This window comes from uncultured Imperialibacter sp. (assembly GCF_963974565.1).
Classification (GTDB): Bacteria; Bacteroidota; Bacteroidia; order Cytophagales; family Cyclobacteriaceae; genus Imperialibacter; species Imperialibacter roseus.
This window is the reverse complement of sequence record NZ_CAXBCJ010000014.1, coordinates 77,479-97,967: the sequence shown is the minus strand read 5'-3', so window position 1 is coordinate 97,967 and position 20,489 is coordinate 77,479. Positions and strand designations below refer to the sequence as shown.

Annotated in this window: 12 protein-coding genes and 1 tRNA gene; 5 read left to right on the top strand and 8 right to left on the bottom strand. The window is 46.7% G+C overall.

Going from position 1 to position 20,489, the window contains the following annotated elements:
- Positions 1-97 precede the first annotated feature (97 nt).
- From AAC052_RS18845 to AAC052_RS18830, 4 genes are all read right to left on the bottom strand, one after another.
- Positions 98-346, bottom strand: a complete 249-nt coding sequence (locus tag AAC052_RS18845) for a helix-turn-helix transcriptional regulator (protein ID WP_339815017.1) — start codon at positions 344-346, stop codon at positions 98-100.
- Between the two features lie 155 nt (positions 347-501).
- Positions 502-687, bottom strand: a complete 186-nt coding sequence (locus AAC052_RS18840) for a hypothetical protein (RefSeq protein ID WP_339815016.1) — start codon at positions 685-687, stop codon at positions 502-504.
- A gap of 222 nt (positions 688-909) precedes the next feature.
- Positions 910-6,336: an MBG domain-containing protein gene (locus tag AAC052_RS18835; protein ID WP_339815015.1), complete on the bottom strand. Its 5,427-nt coding sequence runs from the start codon at positions 6,334-6,336 to the stop codon at positions 910-912.
- 295 nt (positions 6,337-6,631) lie between these two features.
- A complete protein-coding gene (locus tag AAC052_RS18830; RefSeq protein ID WP_339815014.1) occupies positions 6,632-7,270 on the bottom strand; it encodes a hypothetical protein in 639 nt (212 codons plus the stop codon).
- A gap of 204 nt (positions 7,271-7,474) precedes the next feature.
- On the opposite strand from AAC052_RS18830, the gene AAC052_RS18825 reads away from it, so the two are divergent.
- Positions 7,475-7,547, top strand: a tRNA-Lys gene (locus AAC052_RS18825).
- 72 nt (positions 7,548-7,619) lie between these two features.
- Here AAC052_RS18825 and AAC052_RS18820 read toward each other — a convergent pair.
- On the bottom strand, positions 7,620-8,423 hold the full coding sequence (locus AAC052_RS18820) for a hypothetical protein (RefSeq protein WP_339815013.1): 804 nt from the start codon (positions 8,421-8,423) through the stop codon (positions 7,620-7,622).
- Between the two features lie 3 nt (positions 8,424-8,426).
- Positions 8,427-8,648, bottom strand: coding sequence for a hypothetical protein (locus AAC052_RS18815; RefSeq protein ID WP_317489737.1), 222 nt, complete (start codon positions 8,646-8,648; stop codon positions 8,427-8,429).
- A 291-nt stretch (positions 8,649-8,939) separates the two neighbouring features.
- Here AAC052_RS18815 and AAC052_RS18810 point away from each other — a divergent pair, with 291 nt between their 5' ends.
- The 3 genes from AAC052_RS18810 (at position 8,940) to AAC052_RS18800 (ending at position 13,589) form a co-directional block, all read left to right on the top strand.
- Positions 8,940-11,525 carry a c-type cytochrome gene (locus AAC052_RS18810; protein WP_339815012.1) on the top strand — a complete coding sequence of 862 codons (2,586 nt, stop codon included), beginning with the start codon at positions 8,940-8,942 and terminating at the stop codon, positions 11,523-11,525.
- 126 nt (positions 11,526-11,651) lie between these two features.
- Entirely contained in the window at positions 11,652-12,662 is a 1,011-nt protein-coding gene (locus tag AAC052_RS18805; protein ID WP_339815066.1) for a TIM barrel protein, read from the top strand.
- Between the two features lie 141 nt (positions 12,663-12,803).
- Positions 12,804-13,589 carry a 3-oxoacyl-ACP reductase family protein gene (locus AAC052_RS18800; RefSeq protein WP_339815011.1) on the top strand — a complete coding sequence of 262 codons (786 nt, stop codon included), beginning with the start codon at positions 12,804-12,806 and terminating at the stop codon, positions 13,587-13,589.
- 51 nt (positions 13,590-13,640) lie between these two features.
- On the opposite strand, the gene AAC052_RS18795 is transcribed toward AAC052_RS18800, so the two are convergent.
- Positions 13,641-14,969, bottom strand: coding sequence for a GntP family permease (locus AAC052_RS18795; RefSeq protein WP_339815010.1), 1,329 nt, complete (start codon positions 14,967-14,969; stop codon positions 13,641-13,643).
- 83 nt (positions 14,970-15,052) lie between these two features.
- Complete coding sequence (locus AAC052_RS18790) at positions 15,053-16,459, bottom strand: hypothetical protein (RefSeq protein ID WP_317489732.1); 1,407 nt, start codon at positions 16,457-16,459, stop codon at positions 15,053-15,055.
- Between the two features lie 330 nt (positions 16,460-16,789).
- Here AAC052_RS18790 and AAC052_RS18785 point away from each other — a divergent pair, with 330 nt between their 5' ends.
- The gene (locus tag AAC052_RS18785) at positions 16,790-20,230 is read left to right on the top strand and encodes a ThuA domain-containing protein (RefSeq protein WP_339815009.1); all 3,441 of its coding nucleotides are present in this window, start codon (positions 16,790-16,792) and stop codon (positions 20,228-20,230) included.
- Positions 20,231-20,489: the final 259 nt, after the last annotated feature.

Here is a 20,489-nt window from a genome sequence, read left to right as displayed (position 1 = left end):
CCCTCCTTACCTGCCGCACAAAATCAGGTATAAGTTATTTTAAATAGTTGGAATCTCAAGAAGGTTTTTGTGAGGCGGTTGGAAGGAAATTGAAATGCTACCTCCTCGAAGCAATAAACTTCACCACCTCGCCCCGGTTATTTACTCCCAGTTTGTCGTAGAGGTTTTTTAAATGGCTTTTGACAGTATTGATGGAAAGGAACAACTCATCGGCAATTTCCTGGTTGGTCTTTTGCGTGAAAACCATTTTTAACACATCATACTCCCGTTCAGAGGTCGGGGTCGACAGTCGATCATTGAGCTCCTCCAATGACACGCTAAAGTCTCCTTCATATTTTCCCAGCATTTCATTGAGTCTTATCCGGTATTCGTTGAGCTGGCCTTCCAGAATCTCATGTCTCAGGCTGGCTTTCCCCCTTATCCACCACCGGTGAAACTGCTACTAGCCGGGTGGCTATTTTTTTCAAGTGACTGAAAACAAGCAAGTCAACAAATGGCTATTTAGTTGTGGTGAACTTTAAAGCGGCCGGTGACTTTGATTACGTTGGCCATAACCAAATCAACCGCTAGTTTGGGGTTCCAGTCGGCGGGTAGAATCGATGTGCCAGCGTTTACCGTAGTACCTTGTGCTCCAACCCGGACACTACCAGCGAGCACAAGGACAAAAATGATTAGGTGTTTCTTCATCAGTAGCCTAAAGGTACTTTGTACTGATGACACCAATAACCGCAATGTGACCATTGGCCATAATCCCATATTTCTACCGGCCCACTCATATATTTCAAGAGAATTACTCACCCCAACCGCTTCAAGCTCCCACTCCTCACATACACTTCGGCATCGTGCCAGAGGATTTTGGTTCAGGTTTAGCCGACCGTCAATTGCTTTGCTTACTACAGCGAGATGCGCTTATTCCTTCCTCACCTTCACTCTCTTCAGCACTTCACCCTTTTCATTTTCAACAATAAGAAGGTAGATGCCAGTTGGCTGATAGGTGAGGTCAATCGTACTTATATCCCCAACAAAAGAGCTTCGAAGTGACTCTCGCCCCAGCAGGTCAACTAGTCTGACGACCTTTCTGGTCACCTGAGTTCCGCTCGCAGAGCCAGTCATTTCAACGGTGAGATAATCAACAACCGGAATTGGGTATGCCTTTATGTCAAGCTCCAAGTCTCCGTGTTTCACAGCCAATGCTTCCGATAGCACAAAAGTTTCACTAGCGCTACCCTGATAATTGGTATCTTCTACTTCCACCACTACCTCATAGCTCCCGGGTTGCACAGGCTCCTCCGATCCACCATCGAATGTAATTACATAAGCAACGAAAGGAGGGTCAACAGCTACAGTTGGAATTTTCGGAGTGCCATCAACTCTCTGCTGCAAGTTACTCAGGGTGATAGTCGCCATTGCCTTGTCCACTATAAAAGATTGGATTACTTCAAGGGCTGGAACGTATTCCTCATTCCCTGCCTGATTAGCAGCAATAGTTACGCTGCCTGCCCCTGTTAATGTGACGACAGAACCTTCAATTGTTGCGGGGCCATTTTCGACTGTGAAAACAATGTCCAAACCTGAAGATGCCGTTGCCACTAATTCGAATGGATCATCTCTAAAGGTCTTGTCTTCAATTGGAGAAAAAGAAATGGTTTGCTCCGCTCTCTGATTGGTATCATCAATCACCTCAAACCCTATCGTGAAATCTTCGGCGGGTAGATAGTTTATGTTCCCTCCTTGAGTAGCCGTAACTTCAACCTGACCAGGAGCTGTTAAAGTCAATACTGTGCCTAAAAGAGAAGCAGGGCCCATTACCTTGTAGGAAACACCCAATCCCGACGAACTTGTCGCTGAAAGTGTTATGGCACCATTGGATATACCTACGGTAGGGCCAATTTCTGAAAAGGTTATTACTTGGGATGCTTTATTGATAACAATCACTTGAGTCGCCGTCGCCGAATTGTAATTGTTATTTCCTTGTTGAAACGCTGTAATAGTTGCTTCACCCGTAGACTTAATATTTAGCATTCCATTTTCAATAACCGCCACAGCTGTGTTCGAGCTGGAGAATGACACCGGCAACCCTGAAGACGATGTCGCCGAAAGCGAAAAAGCTTCTTCGCCATAAGTCCTTTCAGTAAGCTCAGCGAAATCAACCGTCTGGGTAGCCTTGTTGACTATCAACTGCCTTTCGACTAACGCTTCTTTATAATTATCGTCGCCTTCCTGGTACGCCGTTATAGTGGCTGTTCCCGCTCCTGCTATCGTCAGCAAATTGCCTTCTACAGTCGCCACTTCAGAGTTACTACTCGAAAAGGCCACTGGATTTCCCGATGCCCCACCGACGGCTACCAACTCAAGCACACCATCGCCAAATGTCTTTTCAGGAAGTGGATCAAATGTCAGTGTTTGCGATGGTTTTTCAACGGTAAGAGTACCCTGGATATGTGAAATATTGTAATTGGCTGCTTCGCCACCACTGGTAACTATATCATAAGTACCCACATTCGGGATTTCACTGGCATTGGTTGAAATGGAGATTGTCCCGGTGATAACCTCTTCAGTTTCATCGTTTACAAACCCGCTTATTGAGTATGTCAAATTTGGCAAAGGATCACCATAGGTAATAGTTTTGTTGGCCGCCTTAACTATCAGGGGAGCGGGGTTAACTGTGAAGCTTCTTTGGATAGGCACAGCCGGATTGAAGTAATAATCACCGGCTTGACTCGCTTCTATGACAACTTCTCCCAGGCCGGTTACAGTAAGCAACGAACCGTCCAAAACGGCAGGGCCCGAGATGACTTCAACCAATACATCCAAGTCCGAGTCGCTGGTAGGCAATATATCGAATTGGCTTCCATAGGTTTTGTTGCTAATTGCGTCGAAAGTGATAGTCTGATCAAACGGCTCCACATTGGAATCGAAGGTAATCGTCCAGTCAAACCCGTCTATACTGTTGCTATCATCCCACAGCATCCATATTTCTTCTCCTCTGGCAAGGCTGGTAACAGTTATCTCACTTTGAGAGGTGCCTCCAAAATCGTCGTTGGAAGCAAAACTGCCAAGCCCGCAGGATTGATAAAGCCTCAGGTAGGTGTCGGTTGTTGTGGTGCCCACTGAGGAGATAGTAAGGTCGCCTTCTGCTGGCACAGTGAACTTAAACCACTTGGGAGCTGAATCGGTGGTATTAGCTCCTACTACCGCATCGAGTGGATCGGTACAAAAGTCGCCAGTTTCGTAGGGTACAAATTCCAAATTCCAATCGAAATCCGAGTAGTTACTAGTATTCCAGCTTAAGTATATTTGGTCTCCTTCGGCGAAACCTGTCACAAATGCACTACCATTTCCATAACCTTTGTAAATCAAGCTTCCGCACTCTCCAGTGTAAATGGATACCCCGGTGCTACTGTTTGAGGAAATCGTAAGCTTGCCGTCAGCTGGAGCTGTGTAACTGTACCAAAAATTGGATAGACCTGTGGTCGGAATATGATTCACACCGTCCTCAGCAGGATCCGACTGGCTACAGTCATCCCCAGGTGTACTTTCTTCAACGCCTAACGTCCAATCGAAACCATAGCCATATTGCGGAGCCCACCTAACAAAAAGTTGGGTGCCCTCCGTTAGGGAAGGAATATCTATTTTTCCGTTATAGGAATTGCCCTTGTAAAAAAGTTCGTCGCATGAGTTTGAGTAAACATATAAATAGGCATAGGAGCTTGAGTTAATTGTCAGTTTACCATCCTGAGGCATCGTATAGCTGTACCAGTAGTAATATGCGTAGGTATCTGGTACCGTATTGACCCCCTCAACTGCCGAAGCTGCCAAAGAGCAGAGGTCGCCCGCTGACACATCCTCATAGCCCAGTGTCCAGTCGAAATCGCCACCATTATTATAATCCCATCGGATTAGAATATTGTCGCCTATCGCCAGACCCGCTACATCTATGTTTTCGTAGCCGTTAGCCACTTGGTTCAAGAACTCACAACTTCCTTTATAAACTGTCACGTAGCTATCACCTGAGGATCTTAAGCTCAATTTCTTATCTTCATTAATTGTGTAGCTGTACCAGTAGTAGGTTGATATTTCTGGCACCGAATTGGTACCAGATACGGCTACTTGCGACAGCGAGCATAGGTCACCGAGCTGGGGTTCTTGCACAGATATATCCCATGTAAATCCGGCAGGATCGGCATTCCATCGGATAATAAACTCATCTCCCATTGATACCTCAGGCAGTGTCAGGTCACCGTACCCAGAAGCCTGCCACGATCTACTATTGCAGGTGCCGGAATAAATTTCAACGTATTTGTTGGTCAAAGAGCTGATGACGAGTTTACCGTCTGAAGGAACCTGATAGGTGTACCAGAAATATTGACTTGAGGTTGCTGGTAGTTCGTTTGAGCCATCAGCTGCCGCTTGGGCAATTTCGCAATAGTCTCCTTCAACATAATCTTCCAAAGTGAGTAACCAATTAAAGTTATTACTTTCATACCACACAATCACGACTTCTTCCCCTGCTTCAAGTCCCGTCGCTGAAGTACCTTTTTGGCCAGAGCTTTTATGATATAAGCTTCCGCAGTTACCTGAATAAATGCTACAACTGGCATACCCACTCGAGCTGGTTACTGAAAGCTTTTGAGTACTGGGCATGACGAAACTATACCAGTGCTGACCGCTCCCATTTGCCGTACGCACATTTATACCTTCAACCGCATCAATTGGTATTTCACAGACGTCTCCGGTTATATAGTCATCTACGCTTATGCTCCAATCGAAATTGCCTCCACTGCTTGTATGCCATCTGATAAAAAGCTGTGTACCAGTCTCAAAGACTGGCCTGGACACTCCTCCGTAGCCAGAAGCAAAGCCATAGAGCAGTTGGCATGAGTTGTACATAACATCCACCCTATTGCCTGTTTCAGATGCGATCACCAATCGGCCCGTACTTGGCACAGTATAGGAGTACCAAAAATATTCTAAGGTGGTTTCAGGGGCATGATTCGCCCCTTCAAGCGCTATAACTGCTAATGAACAGTTGTCACCTGGCGAGAGCTCTTCCACGCTCAACTCCCAATCAAAGTTGTCGTAGCTAGCCGTATTCCAGACAATCCAGACTTTTTCGTCAGAGCTCAAACCAGTTGCAGTAACTAGCCCAGAACCACCAGTTTCATAAACAAGAGAACTACATGCTCCAGAATAGATTGTCACTTGAGCATTATTTTCAGAGGATACTTGCAACTTGCCTTCTCCTGGCATAACAAACTCATACCAGTATTCACGGTATTGAGTTGAAGGAAGTGTATTCGCCCCTTCAACTGCCAGAACAGTCGAATTGCAGCCATCTCCGGGCTCCAAAGGCTCAACACTGAGAGTAAGATCGACCACTTCATCAAATTGTGGGTAAACCTTAACAAATATCTGCTCGTCAATTGCTACATTGGTGAGCAATATCTGCCCCCATCCGCCTTTTATATAACTCAAATTTTCGCAGGTATTTGAATAGGCTGATACACTTCTGTAAGGATTGGTTTCTATAACAACCTTACCTTCAGTGGTTTTGGTGTACGTATACCAGTACTCATATGTGGTTTCCTGCGGGTTCTCGTAAGTTCCTTCCATCACTTCCTTGGCAATCTCACAAGTGTTACCTTCTTCCAGGTCTAAAACGTTGAAGCTCCATGTAAAATCTCCACCTTTCTCTACTCTGAAACGTAGAAAGATGTTTTCGCCTTCGCTAAAAGCAGCTGAAATATTATCATATGCATTAATATGTCCGTAGAGGTTGGCGGGGCAATCACCGCTGATAATATCAAAGCCAGCCAGACCAGGAGTCTGTGCTACGAATCGACCATCGCTGGGCATAGTGTAGGTGAACCAATACTCACCGTACGTTGGAGGCAAATAATTTTCCCCTATAGCCAATACCTTGGCCAGACTGCAATTATCACCTTCCTCCAGATCGACTATGCTTAAATCCCATTCAAAATCGCCTCCACTACTGCCCAAATCCCAATAGATAAAAATTTCTTGTCCCTCCACGGCACTGGCATAACTCGCATTCCCTATGCCCGCTCCTGCATAATATCGGTTAGCACAAGTATTGTAGCTCAGACTCACATAAATGTCGGTTGACGAGGAAACAACCAGCTTACCATCTGCGGGAATTGTGTAGGTATACCAATAGCCATCTAGTACTGTTGCAGGAATAGCGTTGGTTCCGGTACTAGCCACCACAGCCTCGGAACAACTCGGAGCATTCTGCCCGAACGACTTATTTGAAGTAAAAAGTAGGAGTAATACAGCAATTGCGGCCAGATTACTTAGGGTAGAAGTTTTTTCCATAAGCTGAAGGCTTAAAAGACAAATAGACTCTAATAACTTGGATAGAAGCGACGCATAAATATGTGAATTTTAGAATAAAATCAGCAAGATATTTTAGGAAAACAAGCCGAAAATTATAGTTCCCTCATTTGGCTTCCATGTGATGCATCTAACAGATATGGATCTAACTGGACGAAAGATAGATCCTTGACAAAAATCAGCAGAATAGGATCACTCACAACAAATCAAACATGATATGAAAAATACGAAGGCGACCATATAGAAGCCGAAAGGATATGGAAGTATTGTCGTTTCTTTACCCCAACCGCTTCAAGCTCCCACTCCTCACATACACTTCGGCATCGTGCCAGAGAATCTTGGTCCAGATTTGGCCCGCATCGAGGACTTTCACTTTGTGGCCCTGGGAAACAATTTCCAGCATAGGAGCACCTGCAGAAGGGCCTTTCATGAGGTAAGTGGCTGATTCCACAATAATAGCCTCCGGTTTTGAGAACGGGTAATTGACAACAACAGCGAGGAACAACCCGAATACCAACTGCCAGGTCATAAGGCCTGTTGAAAAGCCTTTCTTTTTAAGGAAACGGTAAACTTGCAAAAGCAGCAGCACAAAAATCACCGACATCACTACTGTAAGAATGAGATCGTAGTACAACGAGTACCACGACATAATAAAGTCGGCATCGGTCACGTCGTAGCCAAGTAAGCCCTGCTTTTCGGCGATTTCATTGATCTTTTTAAGCACAAGATTATTGTGAGTGAGATCGTAATACTTCGTCAGGTAAAAAAGTGCCTCGGGGTACTCATCGAGCCCTTCTTTGATAAACGCCATCTTCATCAGCATTTGAGGTGATGCCATTCCCTTGTCAAACACTAGCTGATATTCGTCGAATGACTCTGTGTACTTCTTTAGTTCAAATAATGAATCTGCTTTCACCAAATCAGTGCTAACTGATTGAGCAGAAGAATATTCTGACGTCAGAAATGTGCTTACGAAAAAACAGAAGAAAATTTTTATATGCCAGCTTTGCAAATTATTCATAGAGTACTACCTTTGCAACCTCATTTACGGGCGCAATTAAGGAAAGGCTGCCAAATAAAGCAAAATTCCTCCTTATTTGATGGTTAATAAATGTTAAAAGATTCCGTAGCTCAGCTGGTAGAGCAATACACTTTTAATGTATGGGTCCTGGGTTCGAGCCCCAGCGGGATCACTCAAAAGCTCAAGATTAATTTCTTGAGCTTTTTTATTTTCCATCTCATCAGGTCGCTGTCGGCCAATATGCTCAATTAGCGATCACCTCTTCCTTGTGAGAAAACTCAACTCCATCTTCTGGTGTGAGTTTATCGACGGTTACCCAGTGCCAGCGGGCATATCCCACCTGGCAAAGACCATAGCTTCTGACGGCTATATGTAGCCGAAATTGATGATCAGCCTCCTGAACGAATTGACGAAATTCAACATGGCCTCCTGGCCAGCATCCGCCTACCATGATCTTATAGCCAAGCAGCGTTTGGCTTTCAAAATCTACAGGGGCCCCCATGGTTGCACCGGTTTGTTGGCTGACCGCTTCCCACTCCGAAGTTGAATTAATGACGTAGCCAGTATAAAATGGACCTTCAACTTGCGAAATGTTAATATCAGCAGTTGACACACCGTCACCGTTTCTCGGATCTTTATCCAATTGATCTTTTAAGAGCGCCACTTCAACCAAATCAATTGTTGAAACACCAAGATTGGTATCGGCTGCTGTTTTATCAGAAATGGTTATCAGCAATTCCAGGCCCTCCTGTTTCAGGCTATCCGGGAAGCCGTTGCAGATATTGGGCATCCAGGCACCCAGGTATTGTCGCATGCGAGTGGTGTCTACAATACCTGGCTTGTAACTGAAACCGCCGCCGTCGGGTATATTTGATACTATAGCATATAGATCTCGCTTCAGCTCTCCGGAATGTAAACATTGCTCCGCTACGACGTTAACCGAGTCTTGATCCACCTCACCACTTTCAGTATTGTCATCTTTTTCACCGCAGGCGAAAAAAAAGGATGCAGCCAATAAAAGCCCTATCGCTTTGTTTATTAGGTTCATATATCATCGGTTAATTATGATTTTACTTTGTTCAAATAATCCATCGCCATGAACTTCCAACACATAAATACCCAGTGGTATATCTTTAACATCTACCTCAACAAAACTCCTATCCTGGTTGACGATTGTTGGGACAAATACTTCTCCTGTTAATCCAATCAGACGAACCAAAGCAGCTTCTGTGCCTACCTCATTTGACTGTTTTATAATTAAGTTTTTGTCCACCGGATTGGGGCTACACTGCAAGTGCCTGAGTAAACACCAAACGTTATGTCACGATAAGCCGAACACCGACTGCTATTATCCGCAGTCACCCTCAATGTAAATATCCCATAACCTGTAATATTTATATTACAGAAACTATCTCATCAAGCCGCCATTGGCTTAATCCTACCACCATACCGTTATTGTAAAACATACTTGTGTATCCAAACAAGATGTGTCAAATTGTAGCTAACCACGCAACAATACATTTGTGTGGCCGGTTATACCTGCTTAAACATAAAATACATTTCCTTGAGAAAGCTTTGCGATACAACGCCTTTGGCTCGTTTGTTCTCTTTTGCCATTTCACTCTATTTCCTCGCAGCTTGTTCCAGCACAAACAAGCCCGCCAACAAAGACGATTCATCAGTAAAAACACCAGAAGAAGAGCTGGCCACCTTCCAGCTGGAGCCTGGCCTGAAAATCCAACTGGTAGCCAGTGAGCCTATGGTTCAGGAGCCGGTATTTGCGGTATTCGATGAAGACGGTAAACTTTGGGTAGCTGAAATGCGTGGCTATATGGTTGACATCGAAGGCCACGATGAGACCAGCCGCCTGGGAAGAATTTCTATTCTGGAAGATATTGATGGAGACGGCTCCATGGACAAAAGCACCATTTATCTCGATAGCCTGGTGCTGCCAAGGTCCATAGGACTGATAAAGGGCGGAGCACTGATTTCTGAAAACAAAGCGCTTTGGATTACCCAGGACACGGACGGCGACTTCAAGGCAGACAAGAAAATCCTACTCGACTCCACCTATTCCAGTAACGGTCTGGTGGAGCACTCAGACAACGGGCTTTTGCTCAACACAGACAACTGGTACTACAGCGTCAAATCAAGACTTCGGTACCGTTTGGTAAACGACGAGTGGGTAAGGGACAGCACCGAATTCCGGGGGCAGTGGGGCGTGAGCCATGACGACGAAGGCCGGCTTTTCTACAACTACAACTGGTCACAGCTCCATGGTGACCTTGTGCCACCCAACTACCTTAGCCGAAACAAAAACCATAAGCCATCAACGGGCATAGACCACGGCCTCACTATTGACCGGAGAGTTTATCCCATTCACCCCACTCCAGCAGTCAACAGAGGCTATATCCCCGGAACGTTGGACAAGGATGAGAAACTGGTGGAGTTCACCGCAGCCTGCTCGCCATTGGTGCTCAGAAGCACCCTTTTTCCTGCCGAATACTATGGCAATGCCTTTGTGTGTGAGCCAGCGGGCAACCTGGTGAAGCGCAACGTGGTAACAGAAAATGGTCTCATTTTGAGTGCAAACGACCCTCATCCTGGCACCGAGTTTCTGGCTTCCACCGATGATAGATTCAGGCCGGTAAACGCCATGGCAGGCCCGGACGGCGCATTGTACATTGTCGACATGTATCACGGCATCATTCAGGATGGAAAATACGCCACACCTTATTTAAAAGAAAAAACATTGGAGCGTCGCCTGGATCAACCCATCCATATGGGGCGCATTTGGCGCATTGTTCCTGAAGACGGGCAGCCAGTCAAAAACCAAAAACTGTCTTCCGCATCATCCACAGAGCTTATTAGCTTGCTTTCTCATCCTGATGGCTGGCAAAGAGACATAGCGCAACGGCTGCTAGTGGAAAGAGGCGACCTATCAGTAGTGGCAGGTCTTATTGGCGTTGCAAAAAATGCAAAGACCAACCTGGCTCGCTTCCATGCCCTGTGGACACTGGAAGGTCTCGGTCAAACCAACACTGATTTACTTCTCAGTCTATTATCTGACAAAAGCCCACTGATACAATCATCCGCACTCCGAATTCTCGAGCCTATTGCCGAGAAAAATCCTGGAATTCAAACGAAGCTGGAAACCGCTCTGCTCAATAGCAACCAATCAGCAGACATTAAGCAGGTGCTGCAAATAGCGCTTAGCGCCAGTGCTCTTACGTCGAATGCGGCTCAGCAAGTTTTGGAAGAAATAGCAGCAAAGCACTCCGATTCGCCACTGATTCGTGACGCTGTGATGAGCAGCCTGGAAGATCAGGAATTTGCCTTTCTACAACGGCTTTGGAAGTCACCCAACTGGAAGGATCAGTCGCAGCCGAAAGAAATATTTCTTGAAATGCTCGCCACCTCCATCGTCAATAAAAGAGATTCAAAGGAGCTCGGCGCACTCCTGGCGATGCTGAATGTGAACGAAGCAGCATTCGGCTGGAAGGAAAAAACAGTGCTGACAGGCCTTGCCATACAACAAAGCAGCACAACTAAAGCAGGCCCTATTCAGCTGGCTTCTGCCCCCGCTATTCTCACAAAACCACAGGTGGCTGTTGATCCGGCAAGGCTTACTTCACTCAATGCGATGTTTGAGTGGCCGGGTCACAAGGTGGAAACCGTTACTCAGGCTGCCGGAAACACGCTGACTGAGCAGGAGCGAGAAGCATTCGCCCTCGGTCGGCAAAATTACCTAACCACCTGCGCCGGTTGCCATGGCACCGACGGTGCCGGAATAAGCCGGTTTGCTCCGCCTCTTGCTGGCTCCGAATGGGTGACGGGTAGCGACAAACGCCTGGCATTGATTATATTACATGGTATCGAGGGGCCCATTGAAGTAGCTGGAAAAACATACAACACGCCTGAGATACTGCCTGTGATGCCCGCACATTCGACCCTGGACGACAGAAGCATTGCCACTATTTTGACCTATATTAGAAATGAGTGGGGCAATAGCGCCAGTGCCGTCAGTGGGCGCTTTGTGGGAGGAACGAGAGTGACTTCACAGGGTCGTGTAGTGCCATGGACAGCTGCTGAGCTAAATACCCATATAGAAATGCTCGAACAGGAAGAGGCAAAAACAAAAGCTCAATAAACCTACTGACACTTACACCCTACTACCATGAAAGCTTATGAAAAAGTTCTAGATCAAAAATCTACTGGAGTGAACTCCAGAAGGGAATTTCTCCAAAAAGCGAGCGTTGGCGCTCTGGCATTAAGCATGCCCTTTCCAGCTATGCCGGACTTTCTAAAAGATGTTCCCATGGGCGTCGTAGTTCATTCCTACGCAGCCCGGTGGAACTCTAAAACAGACAGCAAGAAGTATCCACCCATGACTGACGCTATTCAGCTCATGGAGCACTGTGCCAGCATAGGAGCCGGTGGCGTGCAAACAGTGGTTCGTGGTTGGACATCCGACTTTGCTAAAAAGGCCAGAGACAGAAGAGAAAAGCTTGGGCTCTACCTGGAAGGATCAATTGGCCTGCCCAAGAAAGCAGAGGATGTAGCTGACTTTGAAAAAGAGGTGATCGCTTCAAAAGAAGCTGGAGTGAGTATTTTAAGAACTGTGTGCCTGGGCACAAGGAGGTACGAAAGTCTCCACTCGCAAAGTGACTTTGACGAATACACAAAAAATTCTCTTGCCTGGGTCAGGTTGGCCGAACCGATAGTTCGCAAGCATAAAATGAAGCTGGCTATCGAAAACCATAAGGACTGGATGGCTCCGGAGCTGGTTGACTTTATCAAAACCATTGGAAGCGAATGGGTAGGTGTAACCGTCGACTTTGGCAATAGCATAGCGCTGATGGAAGACCCGATGAATGTAGTGGAAACACTGGCACCTTACGCTTTCTCCACCCACGTGAAAGACATGGGCGTGATGGAATACGAAAAAGGATTTCTGCTTTCTGAAGTACCTCTCGGTACCGGCATCTGCGATTTGAAGAAAATGGTGGATGTTTGCAAAAAGCATAATCCCAAAATCAGGTTCAACCTGGAAATGATCACCAGAGACCCTCTGGAAATCCCATGCCTGACTGACGAGTACTGGAATGTTTTTGAAGGGGTTTCGGGCAAGTACCTGGCAAATACTTTGAGCATGGTGAAAGAAAAGACTTCGCAAACACCTCTACCAACGGTGGCTGGACTCACAGCTGAACAGAGGCTTGCATTTGAAGAAGAAAACAACCTGGCCTGCCTGAAATACAGTGCAAGCAATTTGAATATTAGATAGGTACATGGTTCTCGTTTGCAACGAGAACTTATGAGGCTTGCGCTTGAGGCGCACTTCATAAAATATTCTTACTCAATGCCTACTGAAATAGACCCTGAGGCAAGTGCTTTTTGACCATTATTAAAACTTGACAAATCTCTGATGACTACAGAAAAACTACCCGGCATTAAACTATTCGATCTTACAGGCAGAACCGCCATCATCACAGGAGGCTCCAAGGGCCTGGGGCTGGCCATTGCTGAAGGACTAGCCTCTGCTGGTGCCAATATCATGTTGGTGAACCGCACCGAGAAAGACGGCGAAGAAGCCGCCAAAACAATCAGCAGCTCCTACGGCGTCAAAGCCATTTCATTTGCTGCCGACGTGACCAACCAGGCGCAAACTGAAGCCATGGCCAAAGCGGCTATGGACACCTTTGACCGCATCGACATCCTGATCAACAGTGCCGGTATTAATATCCGTGGCCCCATCGACGAGCTTTCCCTCGCCGACTTCAATAAAGTGATGGAGGTAAATGTGAATGGCACATGGCTTTGCAACAGAGCAGTAACTCCCTACATGAAAAAGGCGAAAAGAGGCAGCATCATCAACATGGCAAGTACACTTGGCCTGGTGGGGGTTCCAAACCGCACGCCGTATGCTTCAAGTAAAGGAGCTATTGTACAAATGACTCGTGCCCTGGCGCTTGAGTTTGCCCCATTCAACATCACGGTAAATGCCATTTGCCCAGGGCCTTTCCTCACAGAAATGAACGCTCCCATTGCCGGCACAGAAGATGGTAAGAAATTCATTATCGGCGCCACGGCCCTTGAGCGCTGGGGCGAGCTGAAAGAAATCCAGGGAGCAGCCATTTTCCTTGCCAGCGATGCCGCCACCTATATGGTGGGCTCTTTGATTGCTGTTGACGGCGGATGGACAGCCAGGTAGATCATATTTCAACCCTCCAAGGGTTTGCAACCACTTGGAGGGTTGGAAGTTTTAAATGAAAAGTGTGATCAAGTAGATCATCATAATGGCCGTGAACGACATAATGAATGTGCCCAGGCTGTGCGACTGATTCCCTTGTTTAATAGTCATGCCTGAAAGCTGCGTCATGGCCCAGAAGAAGCTGTCGTTGGCGTGGGAAATGGCGATGGCACCAGCGCCTGTAGCCAGCACGGCAAACACCCGCATCGTTTCCGAATCAAGACCAAGAGTGCTTAGCAATGGCGCTATAATAGAGGCCGTTGTGATCATGGCCACAGTGGAAGACCCTTGAGCCGTTTTTAAAGAAAAAGCTATCAGGAAGGGAAGGAAAATCCCCCAACTGGCTCCACTCAATCCAGTGCTTACAAGGTCGGCAATGCCTGAGTTCTGTAGCATCTTTCCAAACACGCCGCCAGCACCTGTGATTAAAATTACCGGAGCAGCAATTTTCAAGGCCTCACCAATCCAGCCAGTTGAGGACAAGACCTTTTTATCAAACTTCTCCGGCAGCGCAAAAGACAAGAAAGCTCCGAGCAGAAGTGCAATCACAGGGCTTCCTATAAATAATATCACTGTGATAACAGCACCTTCACCCAGCGGCTTGGTAGGATACTTGGCTATAGAGGCCAATACAATCAACAGTAACGGAATGACGATGGGTAGAAACGACTTGATGGCCGACGGGTGTTTGCCAATTTTCTCCTCGGTTTCGCTGGCTGCAAAAACCGGCTCCAATGGAATCTTCATCACGAACTTCTTCACAAAAAAGTAGCTTGGAATCAGTGTGGTGATGCTGATAATCAGGCCCCAGAAAATAACCATACCTAAATCAGCATTAAGAATACCAGCTGTTGCTATCGGGCCGGGGGTTGGCGGAACCAGCGAGTGACTGGCCGTTGCACCTAACGTAAGGGCGACGGTTGTGGCTGCGTAAGGTACCTTCCCTTTAAAGGAGAGCGACTTACTTATTGGGTTCATCATGATGAACGTGCTGTCACCGAAGACTGGTATTGACAGGATATAGCCGCAAATCATCATGGCCAGCATAACTGACTTTTCTCCAATCCACGAAAGTATTTTTTGAGCAATCACCAGGGCACCGCCTGTTTTTTCCAGGAAGGTGCCAATCATTACACCTAGCAGGATCAATAAACCAATGCTGCCGAGCACTCCGCCAAAACCATCGGTGATGGATTTCAGGATGAGGTCGGGCGACATACCGGACAGGAGCCCGTAGCCGATAGCACCAACAAAAAGTGCAAGAAAGGGGTGGATGTCAAACTTTGTAATGGCAATCAGTATGAAAGCCAGCGCCACCAGAATAATTAGTAGTGTAAGCATGTGTAGGTATAGGGTATGTGTTTTGTTAACAACAAAATCTTAAAATACCCTTTCCATCAGTACAACGCAAACCGCCCCTCAAATCACAGGCCTTTCTTCTGTGTAAGTTTGCTTATGAACAGATAAAGAAAGCCACAGAGCAACCATGCTGGAAGTGTCAAAAAGCTAAGAAACACGCCTTTTTGAACAGATATAAAATAAAACAAGCCGACACTAAATACCCATGCAACAAATACTGCAATGTTGAAGCCAATGCCTGATTTCTCAGCATAGAATGTTTGTATGCCCCAATTTTTAGCAAAGAAGTGTTCAAACACGATGATAGCTCCTACCGGCGCTAGTATAAATCCGTATACTGCCACAAAGTCCAGCAGCTTCATGGCAAACGCCGGAAACAGACCGGCAATTGTTGCCAGTGCGCCTGCCAGGATCGTCACCCAAAAAGTTGACACCTTCGGCATGATTGCCTGGAAAGCCAGTCCAGCTCTATAGATGGTGGGGTTAGCTGTCGTCCAGCCAGCAAGAATGACCACGATGACGCCAAAAATCCCAAGTGCATTGTACGCCAATGGCCCGGGCGCTACCGACGGCGCCTCGCCACTAGCCAAAATGGCCTGTGTTTCAGGGGCTCTCAAATACACCGCATAAAGCAAGCAGGCGGCTATCCATGCCATGTAGTGACCAACGTACATTCCTGCCGCAGTAGTCCAGCCTGAACTTGCCTTTTTCGCAAATCTGAAAACTGTAAGATCCGACATACCAATATGAACGGCAGCGTTGCAAAACCACGACCAGATGGCTACGTGCCAGAATGTGTATTTGATTTGGCCAGGAAAAGGCTCAGTGCCTTCTCCCCAAATATTCCAAAAGTCTGAAAAAGAGCTTACACCAAGCTGATTGGCTGCCACAATGCCCGCTGCCACAAAACCCAGCACGATCACCGGCGACATCCAGTTGGCTGCTTTGGATACTGTGTTATAGCCTTTGGCAGCAATCAAAGAAATAACGACACCCAGGCCTACCACGATCACCACCCACGTAATTCCATTTGGCATCGTGTCAGTAAGTTTGGGCATGTCCATATTGAAAGGAATACCAACGGCGGTGGCCGACACAGTAATCATAGAGCCGGCCAGGAAGCAGAACAGAATACCGTTGGCCAGGTTGTAGACAATGACCAGATTTCTTCCACTTATTTTCTCCAAATGGAAATATAGCGTGGTGCGGTATTTCACCGCTAGTTCAGCAGTGAGATAACGCCAGCTCAACACCGCCATGAAGTTGCCCAGCAGTAGGCCAATGAGCAAATCAAAAGCGCTAACCCCAGCTGTAAGAAACAAAGGGCCGATGACAAACTCTGTGCCTGCGGCATGCTCCCCGGCATACATTCCCAGGAAGCTTGTCCATCCCTTCTGTGCCGATGCAGGCACTGGCTCTCTTTCGTATTCCTCTGAAGCTGCAGCCGGTGTTGCCTTTGATTGATTCGTCATAATGTAGGTAGGTGTGTTCTAAATCTTTTGAAGCTAGAAGATAGAGAATTTGGAAGCATCCTGCACTATCCTGACGGGCGGGCGGCAAGTATTTAATTTCAATGCTTGAAAAACATTTTTACCTGACAGAATGTAATACCGCAGAAACTTGATGAGTCACCCTGAAAATGTCACCATTTGTAAAAAAACCGTTTTGTGAAATGCAAAAACGCCATTTTTACGATCCTATCTTTTATCTTGGGAAGTTTTTATACATAATTTCGGTTTATTGTGTTGATGAAACATATTAAGCTAAGTTCAATCGTCTCATACCCATAAAAATTACGTTCGATGAAACACCCTTTGTCTATCATAAAAAGCCTTTTCCTGGTGGCTTTTTTAGCGCTGACTTTCCTTTCCTGCTCAAAAAAATCAGGGCCTGCTAAAGTTTTAGTCTTCAGTAAAACCGCCGGTTGGCACCACACTTCCATTCCTTTTGGCATAGCAGCCATACAAAAACTGGGTGTTGAAAACGGTTTTGAAGTGGATACAACTACCAATGCAGATTACTTCAACGAAGACTCCCTGAAGAACTACTCAGCCGTTGTATTCCTCAGCACCACTGGTGATGTGCTCAATCACTACCAGCAAGCTGATTTTGAAAGATATATCCAGGCCGGCGGAGGTTACATGGGTATCCATGCCGCTGCCGACACTGAATACGACTGGCCATGGTACGGCAGATTGGCGGGCGGCTACTTCCTCGATCACCCAGGCATCAATGACAAGAGCCCCAATGTGCAGGAAGGTGTACTCAACATCGTCGACAAGTCGCACCCAAGCACAAGCTTCTTGCCTGAAAAGTGGACAAAAACGGATGAATTCTATAGCTATAGAAACCTGAACCCCGACACTCATGTGCTAATGACAATTGACGAGGATAGCTACGAGGGCGGAGCGAAAATAGGCAACCACCCGATGGCGTGGTACCACGACTATGACGGAGGCCGTGCCTACTACACAGCCCTGGGCCATACAGATGAGTCCTACACAGAAGACCTCTACCTTAAGCATATACTGGCAGGCATTCAGTACGCCATTGGCGACAACAGCGAACTTGACTACTCAAAAGCAACCAGCCTGAGAGCACCCGAGGAAAACAGGTTCACAAAAACAATGCTTGCTGAAGGTGGTGTTTTTTACGAGCCCACCGAAATGACCATTCTCCCTAACTTTGACATTTTAGTTGCCCAGAGAAGGGGTGAAATACTGCTCTACAAAAACAGTACAGGAAAGGTTACTGAGGCGGCTAAGCTTGACGTTTATCATCAGAGCGGCGTGAAGGGAGTGAATGCTGAAGAAGGCGTGTTGGGCATTCAGAAAGACCCCAACTTTGCTACAAACAATAATGTGTTCATTTTCTACAGTCCGAAAGACACTTCGGTCAACAGGCTCTCCCGATTCAAGTTTGCAAATGACAAGGTAGACCTGGAATCAGAAGTCGTTGTACTTGAGTTCTACTCTCAACGCCAAATATGCTGCCACACTGGTGGCTCAATTGCCTTCGACAAAGACGGGCTACTCTATGTTTCGGCTGGTGACAACTCTACACCCTTTAATGAACCAGGTGGCAAATATGTAAACAATGGCTTTGGCCCGCTCGACGACAGACCAGGGCATGAGCAGTATGATGCAAGAAGAAGCTCAGGCAATGCCAATGACCTGCGTGGAAAAATCATGCGTATTCGGGTGAAAGAAGATGGATCTTATGAAATACCTGAAGGCAACCTTTACCCTGTAGGCACTGAAGGTACCCGGCCGGAAATATATGTTCAGGGCAATAGAAACCCCTACAGAATATCAGTCGATCAAAAAACCGGCTTCCTCTATTGGGGCGAAGTAGGACCTGACGCTGCCAACGACAGCATGGAAGTGCGGGGCTCACGTGGTTATGATGAACTGAACCAGGCCCGCAAGGCCGGAAACTTTGGCTGGCCAATGTTTGTAGGTAAAAACTACCCGTACAGGGAATATGACTATGCCACAGGAAAATCGGGTGAATTGTTTGACCCCGAGCATCCGGTGAACAACTCAAGAAACAATACCGGCATCAAAGAATTGCCCCCGGTAGCACCACCATTTATCTGGTATCCATATGCTGCTTCAAAGGAGTTCCCACAGGTAGCCACCGGTGGAAGAAACGCAATGGCCGGGCCCGTCTATTATACTGACATGTTCCCCGCCGCCACGAGATACCCTGACTACTACAATGGCAAACTTTTCATCTACGACTGGATCCGTGGTTGGATCAAAGCTGTGACCATGTACCCTAATGGCGACTATGAGAAAATGGAGCCTTTCATGGAGCACACCAAATTCAATTCACTCATTGATATGGAAGTAGGGCCTGACGGAAAATTCTACTTGCTTGAATATGGCAACGGCTGGTTCGCAAAAAATGCTGATGCTGCACTTTCCAGAGTGGACTTTAACGGCGGCAACAGAGCACCTTCGGTAGAGCAAATAGCTGTTAATAAGAGCTCGGGCACGCTGCCGCTGGAAGTAACTGTAACTGCAAAAGCCAGCGACCCTGAAAGAGACAAGCTTTCCTATACATGGGATTTTGGCAACGGAGAAACGAAGCAGACAACGGTTCCTGAAGTTACCTATACCTACTCTAAAATTGGCGACTATGCCATCACGGTAGAGGCGAGTGACCCGGCAAAACTGACAGCGAAGAGCAATTCAATTTCGGTTTATGCTGGCAATGCAGCTCCTGACGTAACAATTAGCGTGAAGGGCAACAAGTCATTCTATTTCCCCGGAAAAAATGTGGAGTATGCCGTAAGCGTGAGCGACAGTGACGACGCCTCGGAACCAGATATGGCAAGCCTGTTTGTTTCGGCAGATTACATTGAAAGCACCGACCAGGCAGAAGCCACACAAGGCCATCAGGTAATTTCCGAGAACATGATCGGAAAGAACATGATGAACTCCCTTGACTGTAAGGCCTGCCATAAAGAGGCTGAAAAATCGATTGGCCCAGCCTACGTGGATGTGGCGAAGCGATACAAAGACGATCCGGATGCCATTAACAAACTGGCTCAAAAAGTCATGAACGGTGGATCTGGCGTGTGGGGTGAAACTGCCATGGCAGCTCATCCTGGGCTTTCAGAAAGTGATGCGAAAACCATCATTTCATGGGTGCTTTCCCTTGCCGATGGTGGCAAGACAACCAAGTCACTTCCTGCAACCGGATCGCTGAAGCCTACGCTGGACAAAAAGCCAATGGACAATGGGTCATTGATCATTAGGGCCAGCTATACCGACAAGGGTGGTGCCAATATCAAACCTCTGGTTGGCTCATCTACTTTGAGACTGAGAAGCAGTAAATTGGATTTGACAAAGGCGAGTAAGCTTGACGGCTACACAACCATGTCATTCAATGGTATGAATCTGCTGCTATTGCCTAATGCGGCAGGATCATTCAGCCTTAGCAAAATAGACCTGACCAATGTTACCGGCGCCGACTTCATGACTGGTAGCCAGCAACCGATGGCCAAAGGCTATACGTTCGAAGTTCGCCTTGATGCTGTTGACGGCAAAAAAATCGGCGAAGCATCGTCGACATCAGGAACCTCATCTGCTGCTGGAATGAACGCCAGCATGTTCACTATCAATTTCGAACCAGTAACTGACGGAAAACTTCATGACTTGTATATCATAAGCAAGCCAAACGACGGAGAGGACGTAACTGGTGCAGTGGTTGGCATAACTTTAACCTCTAAATAGTTATTTGTCATTTATCACTACGCATTAAAAGTCCCTCTTTTCCAAGTGGGACTTTTTTTATGTTCAAGAAACAAAACTTCACTGCGCCCCATGACTTGCCGGTTTCATTAATATTACCTAACTTTCACTGTACATACACCAACTATGGCGCTTGATTTTAAATAAAGCCTAAGTAGTTGGCGAAAACGACTGGTAATTTTTACAAACGGACTGGCTGGAATATTTATTCATTTTTGTTCACCAAAATCTCACAGTCGCT